Source organism: Luteimonas dalianensis (assembly GCF_049339425.1).
GTDB lineage: Bacteria > Pseudomonadota > Gammaproteobacteria > Xanthomonadales > Xanthomonadaceae > Luteimonas > Luteimonas dalianensis.
Genome location: NZ_JBMPPO010000006.1, coordinates 188,958 through 206,197 on the forward strand (window position 1 = coordinate 188,958; position 17,240 = coordinate 206,197).

16 protein-coding genes and 1 pseudogene are annotated in these 17,240 nt (G+C 71.5%); 6 read left to right on the forward strand and 11 right to left on the reverse strand.

Features of this window, described 5'->3' with window-relative positions:
* The first annotated feature begins 96 nt into the window (after positions 1-96).
* Positions 97-507 carry a peptide-methionine (R)-S-oxide reductase MsrB gene (gene msrB / locus ACOZ90_RS10500; RefSeq protein ID WP_422893601.1) on the forward strand — a complete coding sequence of 137 codons (411 nt, stop codon included), beginning with the start codon at positions 97-99 and terminating at the stop codon, positions 505-507.
* A gap of 28 nt (positions 508-535) precedes the next feature.
* Here the strand turns inward: msrB and ACOZ90_RS10505 are convergent, their stop codons facing one another.
* From ACOZ90_RS10505 to ACOZ90_RS10515, 3 genes are read right to left on the reverse strand one after another with little or no spacing between them, the layout of a single operon-like run.
* Positions 536-1,477 carry a histone deacetylase family protein gene (locus ACOZ90_RS10505; RefSeq protein WP_422893602.1) on the reverse strand — a complete coding sequence of 314 codons (942 nt, stop codon included), beginning with the start codon at positions 1,475-1,477 and terminating at the stop codon, positions 536-538.
* Positions 1,474-2,028 (reverse strand): cob(I)yrinic acid a,c-diamide adenosyltransferase, encoded by a 555-nt coding sequence (locus ACOZ90_RS10510; RefSeq protein ID WP_422893603.1) that lies wholly within the window; start codon positions 2,026-2,028, stop codon positions 1,474-1,476. Before ACOZ90_RS10510 ends, ACOZ90_RS10505 begins: the two co-directional genes overlap by 4 nt.
* Positions 2,029-2,040: 12 nt before the next feature.
* Positions 2,041-2,625 carry a DUF6580 family putative transport protein gene (locus ACOZ90_RS10515; protein WP_422893604.1) on the reverse strand — a complete coding sequence of 195 codons (585 nt, stop codon included), beginning with the start codon at positions 2,623-2,625 and terminating at the stop codon, positions 2,041-2,043.
* Positions 2,626-2,670: 45 nt separating this feature from the next.
* Between ACOZ90_RS10515 and ubiH the strand changes: the two genes are divergently transcribed.
* Positions 2,671-3,903: a 2-octaprenyl-6-methoxyphenyl hydroxylase gene (gene ubiH / locus ACOZ90_RS10520; RefSeq protein ID WP_422893605.1), complete on the forward strand. Its 1,233-nt coding sequence runs from the start codon at positions 2,671-2,673 to the stop codon at positions 3,901-3,903.
* Entirely contained in the window at positions 3,900-5,069 is a 1,170-nt protein-coding gene (locus ACOZ90_RS10525) for an FAD-dependent oxidoreductase (RefSeq protein ID WP_422893606.1), read from the forward strand. The genes ubiH and ACOZ90_RS10525 overlap by 4 nt, the downstream gene beginning before the upstream one ends.
* Here ACOZ90_RS10525 and rlmM read toward each other — a convergent pair.
* From rlmM to ACOZ90_RS10545, 4 genes are read right to left on the reverse strand one after another with little or no spacing between them, the layout of a single operon-like run.
* Entirely contained in the window at positions 5,066-6,112 is a 1,047-nt protein-coding gene (gene rlmM, locus ACOZ90_RS10530; protein ID WP_422893607.1) for a 23S rRNA (cytidine(2498)-2'-O)-methyltransferase RlmM, read from the reverse strand. The genes ACOZ90_RS10525 and rlmM overlap by 4 nt on opposite strands.
* Positions 6,113-6,136: 24 nt before the next feature.
* Positions 6,137-6,727, reverse strand: a complete 591-nt coding sequence (locus tag ACOZ90_RS10535; RefSeq protein ID WP_422893608.1) for a nucleoside deaminase — start codon at positions 6,725-6,727, stop codon at positions 6,137-6,139.
* Positions 6,724-7,086, reverse strand: a complete 363-nt coding sequence (locus ACOZ90_RS10540; RefSeq protein ID WP_422893674.1) for a hypothetical protein — start codon at positions 7,084-7,086, stop codon at positions 6,724-6,726. The genes ACOZ90_RS10535 and ACOZ90_RS10540 overlap by 4 nt, the downstream gene beginning before the upstream one ends.
* 33 nt (positions 7,087-7,119) lie before the next feature.
* Entirely contained in the window at positions 7,120-8,874 is a 1,755-nt protein-coding gene (locus tag ACOZ90_RS10545; protein WP_422893609.1) for a glutamine--tRNA ligase/YqeY domain fusion protein, read from the reverse strand.
* Positions 8,875-9,120: 246 nt separating this feature from the next.
* On the opposite strand from ACOZ90_RS10545, the gene ACOZ90_RS10550 reads away from it, so the two are divergent.
* The 3 genes and pseudogenes from ACOZ90_RS10550 to msrA all read left to right on the forward strand — a co-directional run.
* A complete protein-coding gene (locus ACOZ90_RS10550) occupies positions 9,121-11,280 on the forward strand; it encodes a GGDEF domain-containing protein (protein ID WP_422893610.1) in 2,160 nt (719 codons plus the stop codon).
* 62 nt (positions 11,281-11,342) lie between these two features.
* A complete protein-coding gene (locus ACOZ90_RS10555) occupies positions 11,343-12,281 on the forward strand; it encodes a DMT family transporter (protein WP_422893611.1) in 939 nt (312 codons plus the stop codon).
* A gap of 92 nt (positions 12,282-12,373) precedes the next feature.
* Positions 12,374-12,934, forward strand: a pseudogene (gene msrA, locus ACOZ90_RS10560) (peptide-methionine (S)-S-oxide reductase MsrA); the annotation flags it as partial.
* Positions 12,935-12,953: 19 nt separating this feature from the next.
* Here the strand turns inward: msrA and rnk are convergent.
* The 4 genes from rnk to ahpC form a co-directional block, all read right to left on the reverse strand.
* A complete protein-coding gene (rnk, locus tag ACOZ90_RS10565; RefSeq protein WP_422893612.1) occupies positions 12,954-13,379 on the reverse strand; it encodes a nucleoside diphosphate kinase regulator in 426 nt (141 codons plus the stop codon).
* A 124-nt stretch (positions 13,380-13,503) separates the two neighbouring features.
* Positions 13,504-14,457 carry a DNA-binding transcriptional regulator OxyR gene (oxyR, locus tag ACOZ90_RS10570; protein WP_422893613.1) on the reverse strand — a complete coding sequence of 318 codons (954 nt, stop codon included), beginning with the start codon at positions 14,455-14,457 and terminating at the stop codon, positions 13,504-13,506.
* Positions 14,458-14,485: 28 nt separating this feature from the next.
* The gene (gene ahpF, locus ACOZ90_RS10575) at positions 14,486-16,075 is read right to left on the reverse strand and encodes an alkyl hydroperoxide reductase subunit F (RefSeq protein ID WP_422893614.1); all 1,590 of its coding nucleotides are present in this window, start codon (positions 16,073-16,075) and stop codon (positions 14,486-14,488) included.
* Positions 16,076-16,274: 199 nt separating this feature from the next.
* Entirely contained in the window at positions 16,275-16,838 is a 564-nt protein-coding gene (ahpC, locus tag ACOZ90_RS10580) for an alkyl hydroperoxide reductase subunit C (RefSeq protein WP_422893615.1), read from the reverse strand.
* Positions 16,839-17,240 lie beyond the last annotated feature (402 nt).

A 17,240-nucleotide genomic window follows, 5' to 3' on the forward strand; every position in this document is an offset into this window, starting at 1 on the left:
TCCGGTTGATCCAAAAGCGGTCGCCAGCATGCCGCATCCCCGGTGAAGCGGCAATGCAATGTCATGTGGTGCATCATTGGGGCCATGGAAAAGATCATGAGCAACAAGCCCGGCGACAAAACCGATGCTGAATGGCGCGAAGCCCTGACCGACGAGCAGTACGCCGTCTGCCGCTGTTCGGCCACCGAGCCGCCGTTCTCCGGCAAGTACTGGAATCACGCGGAAACCGGCACCTACCGCTGCGTGGCGTGCGAGGCGCCGCTGTTCGAATCCGCAGCGAAGTACGAGTCCGGTAGCGGCTGGCCCAGCTTCCACGCCCCGGTCTCGATCGAGGCGGTGAGCGAGCACGAGGATCTCAGCCACGGCATGCGCCGGATCGAGGCCAGGTGCGCGGCCTGCGAGTCCCACCTGGGCCACGTGTTCCCCGACGGCCCGCCGCCGACCGGCCTGCGCTACTGCATCAATTCGGCGGCGCTGGACTTCGTGGCGGAGGCGGATCGGGGCTGACCCGGTTCCGGCGCTGCCGCCCCGGCACTCAGCCTTCGGCGGCGTCCGGCAGGCCCACCAGCGCCCTGGCGTGGGCCAGGCAGCCTTCCTGCAGCGCGCGCAGATCGTAGCCGCCTTCCAGCGTGGACACCATGCGGCCGGCGGCGTGCCGCTGCGCGATCGCGCGCAGCCCGGCGGTGATCCAGGCGAAGTCCTCGCCGTCGAGCTGGAACTGGGCCAGCGGATCCCGCCAGTGGGCGTCGAAACCGGCTGAGATCAGCAGCAGCTGCGGCGCGAACCCGTCCAGCTCCGGCAGCAGCCGCTCGCTCCAGGCCTCGCGGAAGGCGCGGCTGCCGCTGCCCGCCGGCAGCGGCACGTTGACCAGGTTGCCCACCCCGCGATCCGCGCGCGCGCCGGTGCCGGGGAACAGGGCGTCCTGGTGCGAGCTCAGGTACATCACCCGCGGCTCTTCGGCAAAGATCGCCTGGGTGCCGTTGCCGTGGTGGACGTCGAAGTCGATCACCGCCACCCGCGACAGCCCGTGGCGCTCCACCGCGTGGGCGGCGGCCACGGCCACGTTGTTGAACAGGCAGAACCCCATCGCCTCGCCGCCGGTGGCGTGGTGGCCGGGCGGGCGGACCGCGCAGAAGGCCACCGGCACCTCGCCGGCCATCACCGCGTCCACCGCCGCGATGCCGGCGCCGGCGGCGCGCAGCGCGGCTTCCGGCGAGGCCGGCGACAGCATGGTGTCGGGATCCAGGCGCACGCTTTCGGTGGCCCCGGAGTCCAGCACCGCCTGCAGCAGCGCTTCCGAGTGCACCCGCAGCAGCTGGCCGCGGGTGGCTGACGGTGCCTGCTGCCAGTCCACCGCGGGCATGTGGTCGCGCAGCGTCTGGATCACCGTGCCCAGCCGTTCCGGACTCTCGGGATGGCCGGCCCCGGGGTCGTGGGCGATGCAGGCCGGGTGCGTGTAGACCCGGAGCCGGCTCACGGCTTGCGCCGCTCGTGGTCCCAGAGCACTTCGCCCTGGCCGTCGGCGCGGGCCAGCACCCGCGCCAGCACGAACAGCAGGTCCGACAGGCGGTTGAGGTAGCGCACCGGCTGCGGCCGCACGGCTTCCTCGCGCGCCAGGCTGACCGCGGCGCGCTCGGCGCGGCGAACCACGGTGCGGGCCACGTGGCAGCGCGCGGCGGCCTCGCCGCCGCCGGGGAGGATGAATTCCTTCAGCGGCGGCAGCTGCTCGTTGAACCGGTCCAGGTGCGCTTCCAGGCCCTCGATGTGCGCATCCTCGATGGCCGCGTGGCCCGGGATGCACAGCTCGCCGCCGAGGTCGAACAGGTGGTGCTGGACCCGGGTCAGGGTTTCGCGCACCTCGTCGGAAAGCTCGCAGGCCAGCACCAGGCCGATGGTGGAGTTGGCTTCGTCGACGGTGCCGTAGGCCTCCACCCGGGCCGAGTCCTTGCCGACCCGGCTGCCGTCACCCAGGCCGGTCGAGCCGTCGTCGCCGGTGCGGGTGTAGATCTTCGAGAGCCGATTGCCCACCGGCGGCGGCCGTCAGGCGGTCTGGGCGCGCAGCGCCGGAACCCGGCGCCGCAGCAGCTCGAAGCCGCCGAACAGCAGCGCCGACCAGAACAGCGTGCCCAGCAGCGTCCAGTGGAAGAACGGGATCGCCGCCGCGTAGCACGGCGCCAGGCCGGCCTGGCAGGCGAGGTTGGCCGAGGCCGGGCCGGTGCCCAGCCAGACCATGAAGTTGGTGACCACGAAGAACAGCACCGAGCCGGCCACCGAGCCGCCCAGCACGCGCCCGCCGCTGACGCTGCCGCGCAGGCCGAAGCCCATCACCGTGGACAGCGCGATGCAGGCGTACACCGACAGCGCCACCGGGCTGGCCAGGTGCTGCAGGTAGATGCCGCCGTGGGTGGCGGCCAGGGCCAGGTCGGACACCAGCATCGCCGCCAGCGGCACCAGCATCGCCCAGCGGCGGCTCGCGAAATACGCGCCGGCGAACAGCGCGATGGCGATCACCGGCGAGAAGTTCGGCGGCTGCGGCAGCAGCCGGGTCAGCGCCGCGGCGATGATCAGGCCGGCCAGCAGGAGCGGGCCGAGGGCGATGCGGGGGGCTTGGTCGGGACTGTTCATCGTTTCGCACAGGAGCAATCGGGCGGAAGCGGATAGCATAGCGCAATGACGCCAGACCTCCCCGACGCACAGACCCGCTGCCACGACGTGCTGATCATCGGCGGTGGCCTGGTGGGCGCCAGCCTGGCGATCGCCCTGGACGGGCTGGGCCTGGACGTGGCCCAGGTGGAGGCGGCCCCGGCCGGGGCGCTGCCGCCGGTGTTCGACCAGCGCAACCTCAGCTTCGCCGACGCCACCGTCAACGCGCTCACCGCGCTGGGGGTGCTGCAGGAGCTGCGGGTGCCGCCCGGCCCGATCCGGCGCATCCATGTCAGCCGCGCCGGTGATTTCGGCCGGGTGCTGATGGAAGCGTCCGAGTACGGCCGCGAAGCGTTCGGCCAGGTGGTGGTGGCCAGTGATTTCGGCCATGCGCTGGAAGCGCGCCTGGCGCGGGTGCAGGGCCTTGTCCGCTACCGGCCGGCACGTTTCCTCGGCTGCGTCGATGGGGATGGCGTGCGCGAGGTGCGGATTGCCGATGACGGCGGCGAGCGCACGCTGCGCACGCGGCTGCTGGTGGGGGCCGATGGCGCTGCCAGCGGGGTGCGCGGCGTGCTCGGGATTGCGGCCGATGAACACGATTACGGACAGACGCTGCTGGTGGCGCGGGTGCGTGCTTCACGGGCGCCGGACGGCACCGCCTGGGAGCGCTTCACCGCGCACGGGCCGACCGCGCTGCTGCCGCGCGGCGACCGCCACTACGGGGTGGTCCACGGCGTCGCACGCGGGCAGGCCGCCGCGGCGATGGAACTGGACGAGGCCGGCTACCTGGCCCGCATCCAGGCGGCCTTCGGCTGGCGCGCCGGGCGTTTTGTTTCCGCCGGCCCGCGCAGCGCCTACCCGATGGTCAGGACGGTGGCACGCCGGACCACCGCGCCGCGCGCCGTGCTGGTGGGCAATGCGGCGCAGAGCATGCATCCGGTCGGCGCCCAGGGCTTCAACCTGGGACTGCGCGATGCGCTGACCCTGGCCGAGCTGGTGGCGGCCAATCGTGACGACCCGGGCAGCGCCGCCGTGCTGGAGGCCTATGCGGCGCGCAGGCGGGAAGATCGCGAGCGCACCCTGGAGTTCTCCGACGGGCTGGCAAGGCTCACCGCCAACGACGCGCCGCTGCTGCGGCCGCTGCGTTCGCTGGGCCTGCTGGCCGTGGACAGGCTGCCGGCGCTGCAGGCGCGGGTGGCCGGCGGGGCGATGGGGTACCGCGGCGACGTGCCGGCGCTGTGCCGGCAGGCGCAGCCGTGAGCCGGCGCATGCGCGCGGACGCGGTGGTCGTCGGCGGCGGCGTGGTCGGCGCCGCGTGCGCGCTGGCCCTGGCCCGGCAGGATCTGCGGGTGGAGCTGGTGGAAGCGGCGCCGCCGCGGCCGTGGAGCGTTCAGGCGCCCGACCTGCGGGTGTTCGCGCTGGCGGCGGACAACGTGGCGCTGCTGGATTCGATCGGCGCCTGGGAATCGATCCGCGGCGCGCGCGCGCATCCCTACCGGCGCATGCGGGTCTGGGACGCCGCCGGCGGCGGCGAGCTGGACTTCGACGGCGACGCCTTCGGCCGCCAGGCCCTGGGCTGGATCGTTGAAAACGGGCTGCTGGTGGATCGGCTGTGGGCGGCGCTGGGCGCGGCCGGAGTCGCGCTGCACTGCCCGGCGAAGGTGGCCGGCTTCGAACAGGACGAGGACGGCGTGCGCCTGGAGCTGGAAGACGGCGGGCGGATCGCCGCGCGGTTGGCGATCGCCGCCGACGGCGCGAACTCGGCCCTGCGGCGGATGTCCGGGATCGGCACCTGCGGGCGCGACTACGGCCAGCGCGGAGTGGTCGGCTACGTGCGCACGGAGCGCCCGCACGGGGATACGGCGTGGCAGCGGTTCCTGCCGGGCGGGCCGCTGGCGTTCCTGCCGTGCGCGGACGGCACCTGTTCGATCGTGTGGTCGCTGCCCGACGACCAGGCGGCCCGGGTGCTGGCACTGGACGACGATGCCTTCGGCGGCGAGCTGTCCCGCGCCTTCGGCGGGCGCCTTGGCGACGTGCGGCCCTGCTCGCCGCGCGCGACGTTCCCGCTGCGGCTGCAGCTGGCCGACGATGCGCTGGCGGGCCGGCTGCTGCTGCTGGGCGATGCCGCGCACGTGGTGCACCCGCTGGCCGGGCAGGGCGTGAACCTGGGCCTGCGCGACGTGGCCGGCCTGCGCGAACTGGTCGCCGGCGCCGGCGACAGCTGGGATTCACCGCACCGGCTGCGCCGCTGGGAGCGCCGGCGCCGCAGCGAGAACACCGTGGCCGCGCTGGCGTTCGACGGCATCGACCGGGTCTTCTCCAATGACGCGGTGCTGCCAACCCTGCTGCGTGGCCACCTGTTCGGCGCCGCGGCCCGGGTGCCGCCGGTGGCGCACCTGCTGTGGCGGCGCGCGGCCGGGCTCTAGGCCCCCGTCGCGTAGACCGTGATTTCCTCGCGGTCGTGGTAGAGCTGCCGGGCGCGCACGTCCAGCGGCCGGCCGGCGGCCTCGCGGAACAGATCCAGGCAGGCCTGCACCTCGTGCCAGCGCTTCTTCATCGGCAGCTTGAGGTTGAACACCGCGTGCCGGCACCATTCGTTGTGGAACCACTCGCCCATGCGCGTGGCCACCCGCCGCGGCTGGTCGACCATGTCGCACACCATCCAGTCCAGGGTGCGCTCGGGCACCCAGCGGAAGCCGTCCTCGCGCCGGTGGGTGACCAGGCCGCTGTCCAGCAGCGCCGGCTGCATCGGCCCGTTGTCGACCGCGGTGACCTGGATGTGGTGGCGGGTGAGCACCCACGTCCAGCCGCCCGGCGCGGCGCCCAGGTCGGCGGCGCGCATGCCGGGGCGCAGCAGGGTGTCGCGCTCGCGCTCGTCCAGCAGTGACAGCAGCGCTTCCTCCAGCTTGAGCGCCGAGCGCGAGGGGGCGTCGGCGTGCAGGCGCAGGCGCGGGATGCCCAGCGGCCACGGCGCGCTGTCGGCCGGCTCGCCGCGAGCCAGCATCAGGTGGTCGCCGTCGAGCAGGCACACGTGCAGGCGCGGCAGCCGCGGGTTGTCCTTTTCGCTCAGGAACCCGCGCTTGCGCAGCGCCGGGCGCAGCGCGTTGCCGAAGCTGCGGGCCAGCCCGGACAGCGGCTTGCCGGCGTCGGAGTCGGGGTGTTCGACCCACAGCTCGCCCCAGCGCCCGCGTCCGGCCAGCGCTTCGAGCACCGGCGCGATCCGGTCGCTTGGATCCAGCCCCGGCAGGTCGGCCACCAGCACCAGCTTCTGGCGCGCGAACACCAGCGAGTGCCAGGGCAATGCCTGCGACAGCGCCTGCGCATCCTCCACGTGGAACAGCATGTAGCCATCGCCGCGGCTGGCGCGCGCGTAGCCGGCCAGGCCGGCCGCGGCGGCGCGGTCGGTGAGCTCGGCCGCCAGCTCGGGTTCGAAACCGGCGCGGCTGTAGCACAGCAGGGCGTCTTGCATGTCGGGATCCGGCGTCCTGGCGGCTCAGTAGCGGTCGCCGCCGGACTCGCCGTAGGCGCGCAGCACGGCCCGGGCGTCCTCGCGCAGCAGGTCGCGCACGACGGTGATGCCGCGCTTCTCCAGCTCGCCCACCCAGTCCCGGGGCAGCGGCCCCTCGTCGAATTCGGTCAGCGCCTCCACGTCTTCGGAGCGGGCGCCGATCAGCAGCCGGTCGATGCCGGCCCACACCGTCGCGCCGTAGCACTGGCAGCACGGCTGCGACGAGGTCGCCAGCACGAAGCGGCCCAGCGGCTGGCCGTCGTCGTCGCGGTTCAGGCGCGCCCGGCCCAGCCGCTGCTGGGCCAGCATGTAGGCCATGGCCTCGGCGTGGGCCAGCGAGCAGTTGCCGGGCATCACCCGGTTGACCGCGGCGGCGACCACCCGGTCGTCCGGCCCGAACACCACCGCCCCGAACGGCCCGCCGGTGCCGGCCTGGAGGTTGCGCCGGGACAGTTCGATCGCCAGCGCCACCTTGTCCTGGTCGCCGGCCACCGCGCCCACGCCGGCCACCGCGTCGGCAATCCAGTCCGGCAGGGTCAGCTCGACCCGCGCCGGCAGCGCGCCGGTGCCGGTCACTGCAGCGGTGCCCGCGGCTGCCCGGCAGCCTCGCAGCGGTTGTCGACGCAGCTGCAGGCCTGGATCTCGCGGAAGCCGCAGACCGAGGCCATGCCGGTCTCGGCGCAGTGCGCCTGGACGGCCTCCGGATCCGGCTGGGCGTCCTTGTTCACGCAGGCCGGGAAATAGCCGCAGCAGTTGCCGACGTTCTTGACCTCGCAGTCGCTGTCGACCCGGCAGCTGTAATCCAGCTGCAGCGGATCGCCCGCGACCTGGGCGGGGCTGCCGGCATCCACCGGCGCCGGGTTTGCCGTGTCCGCCGTGGGCGCCGCGCAGGCGCCCAGGGTCAGCATCAGCAGCAGGGTGGTGAGCAACGGCATCAATGACTTGTGCACGGGAGCGCTCCTTTCCGGTCAGGCCCTGGTGGCCCAGGTGTCGCGCAGCGTCACGCTGCGGTTGAAGACGGGCGCGTCCGGCCGGTGGTCGTGGCGGTCGGCCACGAAATAGCCCTGGCGCTCGAACTGGAAGTTCGTTTCCGGCGCGGCTTCGGCCGCGGCCGGTTCCACCCAGCCCCGGACGCTGCGGCGCGAGTCGGGGTTGAGGTGGTCGCGATAGGTCTTGCCGTCGGCGCCGCTGTCCGGATCCGGAACCGAGAACAGGCGGTCGTAGAGGCGGATTTCCGCCGCCACCGCCCTGGCCGCGCCGACCCAGTGGATGGTGCCCTTGACCTTGCGGTTGGCGCCTTCCATGCCCGGGCGGGACTCCGGATCCAGGGTGCCGCGCAGCTCGACGACCTGGCCGTCCGCGTCCTTGACCACTTCCTCGCAGCGGATGATGCCGGCGCCGCGCAGGCGCACCTCGCCGCCCGGCACCAGGCGCTTGAAGCCCTTGGGCGGAACCTCGGCGAAGTCGTCGCGCTCGATCCACACCTCGCGCGAGAACGGCATCCGGCGGCTGCCGAAGGACGCATCCTTGGGGTGGTTGGGGAACTCCAGCGTTTCCTCGTGGCCCTCGGGCAGGTTGGTGAGCACCAGCTTCAGCGGCTCGATCACCGCCATCCGCCGCGGCGCGCGCGCGTCCAGGTCGTCGCGCAGGGCGCCCTCCAGCACCGAGAAGTCGATCACCGAGTTCTGCTTGCTGACCCCGATCCTGTCCACGAACAGGCGCAGCGCCTCGGGCGTGTAGCCGCGCCGGTGCAGGCCCTGCAGGGTGTACATGCGCGGGTCGTCCCAGCCGTCCACCAGGCCGTCGACAACCAGCTGGGTGAGCTTGCGCTTGCTCATCACCGTGTAGTTGATGTTGAGCCGGGAGAACTCGATCTGGCGCGGTTTGGCGGCCTCGATCGGCAGGCCCTTTTCCTTCAGCGGCTCCAGCAGTTCCGGGTTGCCGGCCAGGTCCACCCTGTCCACGCACCAGTCGTACAGCGGGCGGTGATCCTCGAACTCCAGCGTGCACAGCGAGTGGGTGATGCCCTCCACCGCGTCGCCCAGGGCGTGGGCGATGTCGTACATGGGATAGATCGGCCAGGCGTCGCCGGTGTTCTGGTGCGGCACCTTCTTGATCCGGTACAGGGCCGGGTCGCGCAGGTTGATGTTGCCGCTGGCCATGTCGATCTTCGCCCGCAGGGTGCGTGCGCCGTCTTCGAACTCGCCCGCGCGCATGCGCCGGAACAGGTCCAGGTTTTCTTCGACCGAACGGTTGCGCCAGGGCGATTCGCGGCCGGGTTCGGTGAGGCTGCCGCGGTACTCGCGCACCTGCTCGGCGCTCAGGTCGCAGACGAAGGCGTCGCCCTGGCGGATCAGCTTCTCGGCGGCCAGGTAGAACACGCCGAAGTAGTCCGACGCGTGCCGCAGGCTGGCCCATTCAAAGCCCAGCCAGCGCACGTCTTCCTGGATGGCCTGCACGAACTCGGGATGCTCCTTCTCCGGGTTGGTGTCGTCGAAGCGCAGGTTGCAGGTGCCGCCGAACTCTCCGGCGATGCCGAAGTCCAGGCAGATCGCCTTGGCATGGCCGATGTGCAGGTAGCCGTTGGGCTCGGGCGGGAACCGGGTGCGGATGGCGGAATGCTTCCCGCTGGCCAGGTCGTCGCGGACGATCTGGCGGATGAAGTCCTGCTTGCCGGCGGCCGCCGGTGCGGCGCCTGCCGCGGTGTCGTTGGGCTGGTTCATGTGGTCCGGGGGAGTGCGGGCGCGTGCCTGCGCCGTGAACCGGTCAGTGTAGCCGAGAGCAGGGTGGAAGCGCCCGGACGCGCGGGCCCCCGCCGCTGGGCTCCGGCCATGCCCCCATCGTAACCGGTGACGGGCGAAACTGTGACGCTGGTACCATTTTGCTGGTACGAGCCTTGCGTGCCAACGGGCCAGGGCGGTCGTGCTGGTCAGGGGGGATCAGTTGCTGCAGGAAGCGGACGTACCCGGATGCTGAGCCGCCTGCGCGATGGACAATTGCGCAGGAGCAGCCCGTGGCACCTTGCCGGGCTGCTGCTCCTTGCCTGCCTGCTGGCGAGCACGCTGGCCGTGGCGGGCAGCGTCGACGACGGCCAGGTCGCGGTGGAGGCCATGCCTGCCGCGGGCGCGGCCACGGCCGATGCCGGGGTGGAAACGGTGACGATCCGGTTCAACCTGCCTCCACGCCGGGCCGACGGTGATCCGTGGGTCGCCTGGTTTCCGCGCTCGGCCAGGGAGTCGATCTGGCTCGAGGCCCCCGGCTGGCGCAGTCCGGAGCGGGCGTTCTACGCACCCGGCGCGGACGAAGGCCTGCTGCCCGGCGGCTACACCTTTCCGCTGCCGGCGGAGTGGGAGGGCCCGGTGGAAGTGACCCTGCACGCCCGGCCCGCGCTGGGAGGCACCTGGCAGGCGCGGATCATGTCGGCCACCGACGCTGCCCGGCTCGAACAGGCGGTGGCGGGCGCAAACGCCGCGATCTACGGCAGCCTGCTGATGCTGGCGATGCTTGCGCTGTCGCTGTACGCGGCCGCGCGTGACCGGGTGTTCCTGACCCTGTTCGCCTGTACCGCCGCCGTGGCCGCGCTGCTGGCCGCGATCAATGGCCACCTGTACACGTTTCCCGGGGTGCGGCTGTTTGCCCACCTGGGCACGACGGGGCTGTGGGCGCTGGTGTTCCTGTTCCTGGCCACGTGGCTGCGGCTGATCCAGCAGTACGTGGGCGCGGGACTCCCCGGCGCCCGCATCGACAGGGCGATCGACGTGGTGTTCTGGTGCCTGCTGGCCACCACCGCCGTTTGCCTGGTCGGGCTGGGCCTGCCGGTCGGGATCTGGTGGTACGTGGCCTATGCGTTCTGGATCGTGGTGGGCGTGGGCAGCCTGTTCCTGCTGGCAGGTGCGGTCAGGCGCAGGGTGGCGATGGCGGTTCCGCTGCTGGTGCTGCTGGTGGCCGTGTTCGCAATGACGCTGATGCTGCAGCTGCTGGCCGAAGGTGAACGGCTGGGGCCGCTGGTGACGCGCCTGATGTACCAGGCCGGGCTGATGGCTTTCCTGGCGGTGTGCGCGGTCGGGCTGGTGCACCGGATCAGCGAGTACCGCGAGCAGCGCGACCGTGACCGCCTGGCGCGCGCCGACACCGAGCGCAGGATGCTGCGCGAGGCGGCGCGCACGGATCTGGTCAACGCGCTGCAGTCCAGGCTCCGCCAGGTGGGGCAGGGCGAAGTGCCGTGGACGGGATTCCGGGTCATGGCCGACCACCTGCTGCCGCTGCTGCCGGTGGACGAACTGGTGGTGGTGGCCGAAGGCTTCCACGAACGCGAGTTTCTGCTGGTCGACCCCGGGGACATCAAGGCGCGTGTGCTGGCCGACCTGGGCGCGCGCGGTCTCGCGCTGCGTCGCCAGGCCGCCAACGGGATTGCGCTGCAGCAGGCGGTCACGACCCCCGACGGCCTGTTCACCGAGGCCCTGGTGCCGTTGAAGCTCCGCTCCCCGGCCTGGGGCGCGCTGCTGCTCAGGCGCGCCGGGGCAGGTGGCTTTGCCGCGGACGAAATGGCCCTGGCAAGCGAGTTCTGCCGCATTGCCCAGATCCACGTGGAGCAGGCGCTGGCGGCGATCAAGCTGCGCCAGTCGGCGGAGCTGGATGCGCTGACCGGCAGCCTGAACCGGCGTTCGATCGACCAGTGGCTGCTGCGCAGCTTCGCCGAGGCCGACAGCGACGGGCTGCAGCTTTCGATGCTGTTCGTGGACCTGGACCGGTTCAAGGGCATCAACGACCGCTACGGGCACGCGGGCGGCGACCAGTGCCTGCGCGCCGTGGCGGCCACCCTGTCGGGCGCGCTGGATGACGGCGACCTGTTCGGCCGCTACGGCGGCGAGGAGTTCATCGCCATCCTGCCCGGGCGCGGCGGGGCGGCGGCGCGCGAGGTGGGTGAACGGCTGCGGGCCGCGGTCGAGCGGCTGGTGGTGGACTGGGAGGGGCAGCCGATCCGGCTGACGGTGAGCGTGGGCGTGGCCACGCGCCGCGATGGCGAGCGTACGCCGGAGGCCACCATCGAGCGTGCGGACAAGGCGCTGTACGCCTCCAAGCGCGCCGGCCGCAACTGCGTGCACGTGGCGCCAGCGGTGTTTACCTGACGCGGTCGGGCGCCGTCGCGCGCTGCTAAGCTGCGCGCTCCCTTTTCCCGGCAGTGCGTGGCATGCAGCAGCAGGGCGATGTTCGAAGCGGGCAGGCGCTGCTGTGGATGCTGTCCGGTGCGGCGGTGATCGGCAGCAACGGGCTGATGGTTCGCTTCGCCGAGACTCCGCCGACGATTTCGGCGTTCTACCGGATGCTGTTCGCCGGGCTGATGCTGGGCGCGGTGATCCTCCTGCAGCGCGGCTGGCGGCCATTGCCGCGGCAGGTGTGGTGGTGGTCGGCGGCGGCGGCGGCGGCCTTTGCCGCCGACCTGTGGCTGTGGCACCGCAGCATCCTGCTGGTAGGGCCCGGGCTGGCGACGCTGCTGGCCAACGCGCAGGTGTTTTTCATGGCGCTGGCCGGGGTGGTGCTGTTCGGCGAGCGGGTCGGGCTGCGCTTCATGTCCGGCATCGCGCTGGCCTTCTTCGGCCTGACCCTGATGCTGGGCGGCGACTGGGACAGCCTGCCGGCGGACTACCGCTGGGGTGTGTGGGCCGGGCTGGGCACCGGGCTGTGCTACGCGCTGTACAACCTGTCGCTGCGCCGCGCGCAGCGGCAGGCGCACGATGCCGGGCTGGCCGCCGGCCATCGCGACGCGCCGATCGTCCAGGTGCTGGCCATGAGCGCGCTGCTGTGCGCGGTGCTGCTGGGGCTGGCGGGCGTGGCCGAAGGCAGTTCCTTCGTCATTCCGACCTGGCGCTCGCTGGGCTGGCTGCTGCTGCTGGCCGGGCTCGGCCACTGCCTGAGCTGGGTGCTGATTTCGCGGGCGATGGCGCACCTGAAGGTGGCCGTGATCGGCCTGTTGCTGCTGCTGCAGCCCATCGTCGCCTTCCTGCTGGATCTGATGGTGCTGGATCTGGTCGTCGAGCCGCGGGCCTGGCTGGGCCTGGCGCTGACCCTGGCCGGCATCTTCCTGGCCAGCCTCAGGGGCCGCTCGCGGCTGCCGGCGCAGGCCGCGTGAACGGACGCCGGGCGGCGGCTTGGAAGGCGCCGCCGCAGGCCACATCATGGGCGCATGACCGCTGACCGAGGAAACGCATGATGTCCGGACTCCACCATGTCCACGGCCGCCCGCTGCAGGGCGAGTTCCCCGGCACGGAGCGGGTGCACTTCGGCATGGGCTGTTTCTGGGGCGTGGAGCGGCTGTTCTGGTCGATGCCCGGCGTGGTCACCACCGCGGCCGGCTATGCCGGCGGCCACGCGCCCGACCCGACCTACCGCCAGGTCTGCAGCAACAACACCGGCCATGCCGAAGTGGTGCTGCTGGTGTACGAGCCGCAGGTGGTGGACTTCGCCGACCTGCTGCGCGTGTTCTGGGAAGGCCACGACCCCACCCAGGGCATGCGCCAGGGCAACGACGTGGGCAGCCAGTACCGCTCGGTGATCCACTGCTACACCCCGCAGCAGCACCAGGCGGCGCTGGACAGCCGCTCGCTCTACGCGCAGCGCCTGCGCGAGGCCGGCCTGGGCGACATCACCACCGAGATCGTGCACCCGGCCCCGGCATTCCATTACGCCGAGCCCGAGCACCAGCAGTATCTGTCGAAGAATCCCGCCGGCTACTGCGGCATCGGCGGCACGGGCGTGAGCTGCCCGGTGGGCACGGGCGCCTGAGCGGCGCCCGCGTGGCGGCTCAGGAGGCCGCTTCCGGGGCGGCCGGCGGTTCCACCGCGATCACCTTCAGGTGCAGGGGGCGGCCCTCGGGGTTGTTCCAGTCGATGTGCTGACCCACGGACAGGCCGATCAGGGCGCTGCCCATCGGCGCCAGCACCGACACCCGCCAGGTGGCCACGTCGGCTTCGTGCGGGTACACCAGGGTCAGGTGGTAGCGCTTGCCGCTGTCCTCGTCCTCGCACTCCACCCGCGAGTGCATGCCCACCACGCCGGCGGGCATGCTGTCGAGCGGGCGCACTTCGGCGCGCAGCAATTCTTCCTGCAGGGCCTGCGCGGCCGGCAGGTCGCGCCAGCGCGGCGACTCGAGCAGCGCCTCCAGGCGGGCGGCGTCGAGGCTTGAGACGATCAGGGCCGGGGGCGCCTGGTCGGGACGGCGGTCAGTCATGGGTCTGCTTCCTGGATGGGCCCCTTCGCTGGGGCTGTTGTCAGTCCTGAACGAACAGCGGGCGACGCTTGGCGCGCCGCCCGCTGTCGGTACGGTTCTACCGTAGCTCCGCTTGTGATGGCGATCAAGCGTCTGCGGCAGGATCCTGCGCCGGGTTCCCGGCGCCGGGCGGCGAATGATATTCGAACAGATCGCCCGGCAGCGAGCGGAACACCCCGGCGAGGTGGCGCAGGAACCCGTCCAGGGCCGACGTGCGGCGCCAGACCATGGCGATCCGGCGGCTGGGCGGGGGACTGTCGAAGGCCAGCAGGCGGATGTCCGGCGAGGGCGCCACCGGCGGCTTGACCGCCAGCGCGGGCAGCAGGGTCAGGCCGACGTTGGCGGCGACCATCTGGCGCAGGGTTTCCAGGCTGGTGGCGCGGAACTCGCTCTTCTCGTGCGCGCCGGCAAGGTGGCAGACCTCCAGCGCCTGCTCGCGCATGCAGTGGCCGTCCTCGAGCAGCAGCAGGCGCTCGCTGCCCAGGTCGCGCATGCGCAGCGATTCACGGCTGGCCATCGGATGCCCCTCGGGCACCGCCAGCACGAAGTCCTCCTCGAACAGCAGCTCGCTGTGCAACTGGTCGTCCTCGACCGGCAGGGCCAGGATCGCCGCGTCCAGCCGGCCCTCGCGCAGGCGCGCCATCAGTACGTCGCTCTTTTCTTCCACCAGCAGCAGCTCGAGCCGGGGGAAGCGGGCGCGCACCGCCGGCACCGCGTGCGGCAGCAGGTAGGGGGCCAGGGTGGGGAAGATGCCCAGGCGCACCGTGCCCGATTCGGGATCCTGGTCGCGGCGGGCGGCTTCCTTGAGCTGTTCGACCTCGGCCACGATCCGGCGCGCCCGCTCGGTGGCCTCGTGTCCGGCCGGGGTCAGCATCACCCGGCGCGGGTTGCGCTCCACCAGCGCCACGCCGAGCTCTTCCTCCAGCTTGCGGATCTGGGTGGACAGGGTCGGCTGGCTGACGAAGCACGCGGCCGCGGCGCGGCCGAAGTGCCGGTGGTCGGCCAGCGCGACCAGGTAGTACAGGTCGCGCAGGTTCACGGCCGTGCCGCCTGCCGCGCGCGCGGTTTCACGCTGCGGCCTTGTCCGCTGCGGCCGCCGGGGCCGAGGTGCGGATGATGTGGTCGAACGCGGCCAGCGCCGCGCGCGAACCCTCGCCCATCGCGATCACGATCTGCTTGTAAGGCGTGGTGGTGCAGTCGCCGGCGGCGAACACGCCCGGCACGCTGGTGCGGCCGTGGCCGTCGGTGACGATCTCGCCGCGCCCGGACAGCTCCACCGTGCCCTTGAGCCACTCGCTGTTGGGCAGCAGGCCGATCTGCACGAAGATGCCTTCCAGCGCGACCTCGCGGCTCTCGCCGCTGGCGCGGTCGGTGTAGACCAGCCCGTTCACCCGCTTGCCGTCGCCGAGCACCTTCGTGGTCTGGGCGCTGGTGAGCACGGTCACGTTGGGCAGGCTGTGCAGCTTGCGCTGCAGCACCTGGTCGGCGCGCAGCTGGCTGTCGAACTCCAGCAGGGTGACGTGGGCGACGATGCCGGCCAGGTCGATCGCGGCCTCCACGCCCGAGTTGCCGCCGCCGATCACCGCCACGTGTTTGCCCTTGAACAGCGGGCCGTCGCAGTGCGGGCAGTAGGCCACGCCCTTGTTGCGGTATTCGTTCTCGCCGGGCACGTTCATCTGCCGCCAGCGCGCGCCGGTGGACAGCACCACGGTCTTCGAGCGCAGCGAGGCGCCGTTGGCCAGCTTGATCTCGTGCAGGCCATCCTCGCCGGCGGGCACCAGCGCCTCGGCGGTCTGCAGATCCATGATGTCCACGTCGTACTCGCGCACGTGCTGCTCCAGCGCCGTGGCCAGCTTCGGGCCCTCGGTGTGCGGCACCGAGATCAGGTTCTCGATCGACAGCGTGTCCAGCACCTGGCCGCCGAAGCGCTCGGAGGCGACGCCGGTGCGGATGCCCTTGCGCGCGGCATAGACTGCCGCCGCAGCGCCGGCCGGGCCACCGCCCACCACGAGCACGTCGAACGGCTCCCTGGCCGCGATCTGCTCGGCCGCGCGCTTCTCGGCGCCGGTGTCGATCTTCGCCACCACCTGCTCCAGGCTCATCCGGCCCTGGTCGAACGGCTTGCCGTTGAGGAACACGGTGGGCACCGACATGATCTCGCGCGCCTCGACCTCGTCCTGGAACAGCGCGCCGTCGATCGCCACGTGGCGGATGTTCGGGTTCAGCACCGCCATCAGGTTCAGCGCCTGCACCACGTCCGGGCAGTTCTGGCAGCTGAGCGAGTAATAGGTCTCGAACAGGAACTCGCCTTCCAGGCCGCGGATCTGCTCCAGGGTCTCCTGGGCCGCCTTGGACGGATGTCCGCCGACCTGCAGCAGTGCCAGCACCAGCGAGGTGAACTCGTGGCCCATCGGCAGGCCGGCGAAGCGCAGGCCGATGTCCTCGCCCGGGGTTGTCAGGGCGAACGAGGGCTTGCGCTCGGCGTCGTCGCGCACGACCTCGACGCTGATGCGCGCGCTGGCGTCCTTCAGGTCGTCCAGCAGCGACAGCAGCTCGGCCGACTTTTCGCCGTCGTCGACCGAGGCGGTGATGTGGATCGGGCGCGTGGCGCGCTCCAGGTAGGCCTTGAGCTGGGCTTTCAGGTCGGGATCCAACATGGGGAGTCTCCTGGGTGCGGATGCGTGGGGTCGCGACGCACCGCGCAGCGGGCATCGGACGTGGGGGAGGGGAGGGAGTGAACCGGAGCCCGCGCGGGTCCGCGGCGTGCTGGCGTCGGCTGGCTGGCGATGCGGGCACGGGCTCCGGTTCACTCCCGCCCCGCGACTGCGGGACGGGAGCGAGTGGGGGAGGGACTGCTTAGATCTTGCCGACCAGGTCCAGCGACGGCTTGATGGTCTTCTCGCCTTCCTTCCACTTGGCCGGGCAGACCTCGTTCGGGTTGGCGGCGACGTACTGGGCGGCCTTGAGCTTGCGCAGGGTCTCGGTGACGTCGCGGGCGATGGCGTTGTCGTGGATCTCCATCGTCTTGATCACGCCTTCCGGGTTGATCACGAAGGTGCCGCGCAGGGCCAGGCCCTCGTCATCCAGGTGCACGCCGAAGGCGCGGGTCAGCTGGTGGGTCGGATCGCCGACCAGCGGGAACTGGGCCTTGCCGACGGCGTCGGAGGTCTCGTGCCACACCTTGTGCGAGAAGTGGGTGTCGGTGGTGACGATGTACACCTCGGCACCGATCTTCTTGAACTCCTCGTAGCTGTCGGCGGCGTCTTCGACTTCGGTGGGGCAGTTGAAGGTGAAGGCGGCCGGCATGAAGATCAGCACGGACCACTGGCCCTTGAGGTCGGCGTCGGTGACTTCGATGAACTCGCCGTTGCGGTAGGCGGTGGTCTTGAACGGCTGGACTTCGGTGTTGATCAGGGACATGGAATCCTCGTGGGGTTGGAGAGAGGGGGAAAGGCCGGCGGGCGTGCTGCCGACGTCGGGGTGAATGATAGGGGTGGTGAATTGATCTGTAAAATCGATAGATATGATTTAATTAATAGTCCGTATCAATCGAGTTCGTGGTTTGGGTAGGCGGGCAGGGGCTATTGTCATTTATGCTGCGATGCAGCAGCATTGATCCAGGTCAGGTGTTTGCTTGACCTTTTCCGTATCCGTACTCCCTCCCACGCGTATACGGAATTTCGGAAGGCGGCTTCGGCCGCCTTTCTTTTTGCGCGTGGATCCGGTGGTGCTGGCATGGAGTTTCGCCAGCGGAAATGACCGGGCCGTGTCGGGTGGGGCTGAATGGCTTTTGTTGTCCAGCGCCGTGAGCTGATGGGCCCC

Excerpts from the sequence above, each read along its gene's own strand:
- ACOZ90_RS10515 (WP_422893604.1), bottom strand. The coding sequence starts at position 2,625 with ATGAACAGTCCCGACCAAGCCCCCCGCATCGCCCTCGGCCCGCTCCTG.
- ACOZ90_RS10555 (WP_422893611.1), top strand. The coding sequence starts at position 11,343 with ATGCAGCAGCAGGGCGATGTTCGAAGCGGGCAGGCGCTGCTGTGGATG.
- ubiH (WP_422893605.1), top strand. The coding sequence starts at position 2,671 with ATGACGCCAGACCTCCCCGACGCACAGACCCGCTGCCACGACGTGCTG.
- ahpF (WP_422893614.1), bottom strand. The coding sequence starts at position 16,075 with ATGTTGGATCCCGACCTGAAAGCCCAGCTCAAGGCCTACCTGGAGCGC.
- ACOZ90_RS10540 (WP_422893674.1), bottom strand. The coding sequence starts at position 7,086 with ATGCCGTTGCTCACCACCCTGCTGCTGATGCTGACCCTGGGCGCCTGC.
- ahpC (WP_422893615.1), bottom strand. The coding sequence starts at position 16,838 with ATGTCCCTGATCAACACCGAAGTCCAGCCGTTCAAGACCACCGCCTAC.
- ACOZ90_RS10550 (WP_422893610.1), top strand. The coding sequence starts at position 9,121 with ATGCTGAGCCGCCTGCGCGATGGACAATTGCGCAGGAGCAGCCCGTGG.
- ACOZ90_RS10545 (WP_422893609.1), bottom strand. The coding sequence starts at position 8,874 with ATGAACCAGCCCAACGACACCGCGGCAGGCGCCGCACCGGCGGCCGCC.
- rnk (WP_422893612.1), bottom strand. The coding sequence starts at position 13,379 with ATGACTGACCGCCGTCCCGACCAGGCGCCCCCGGCCCTGATCGTCTCA.
- rlmM (WP_422893607.1), bottom strand. The coding sequence starts at position 6,112 with ATGCAAGACGCCCTGCTGTGCTACAGCCGCGCCGGTTTCGAACCCGAG.
- msrB (WP_422893601.1), top strand. The coding sequence starts at position 97 with ATGAGCAACAAGCCCGGCGACAAAACCGATGCTGAATGGCGCGAAGCC.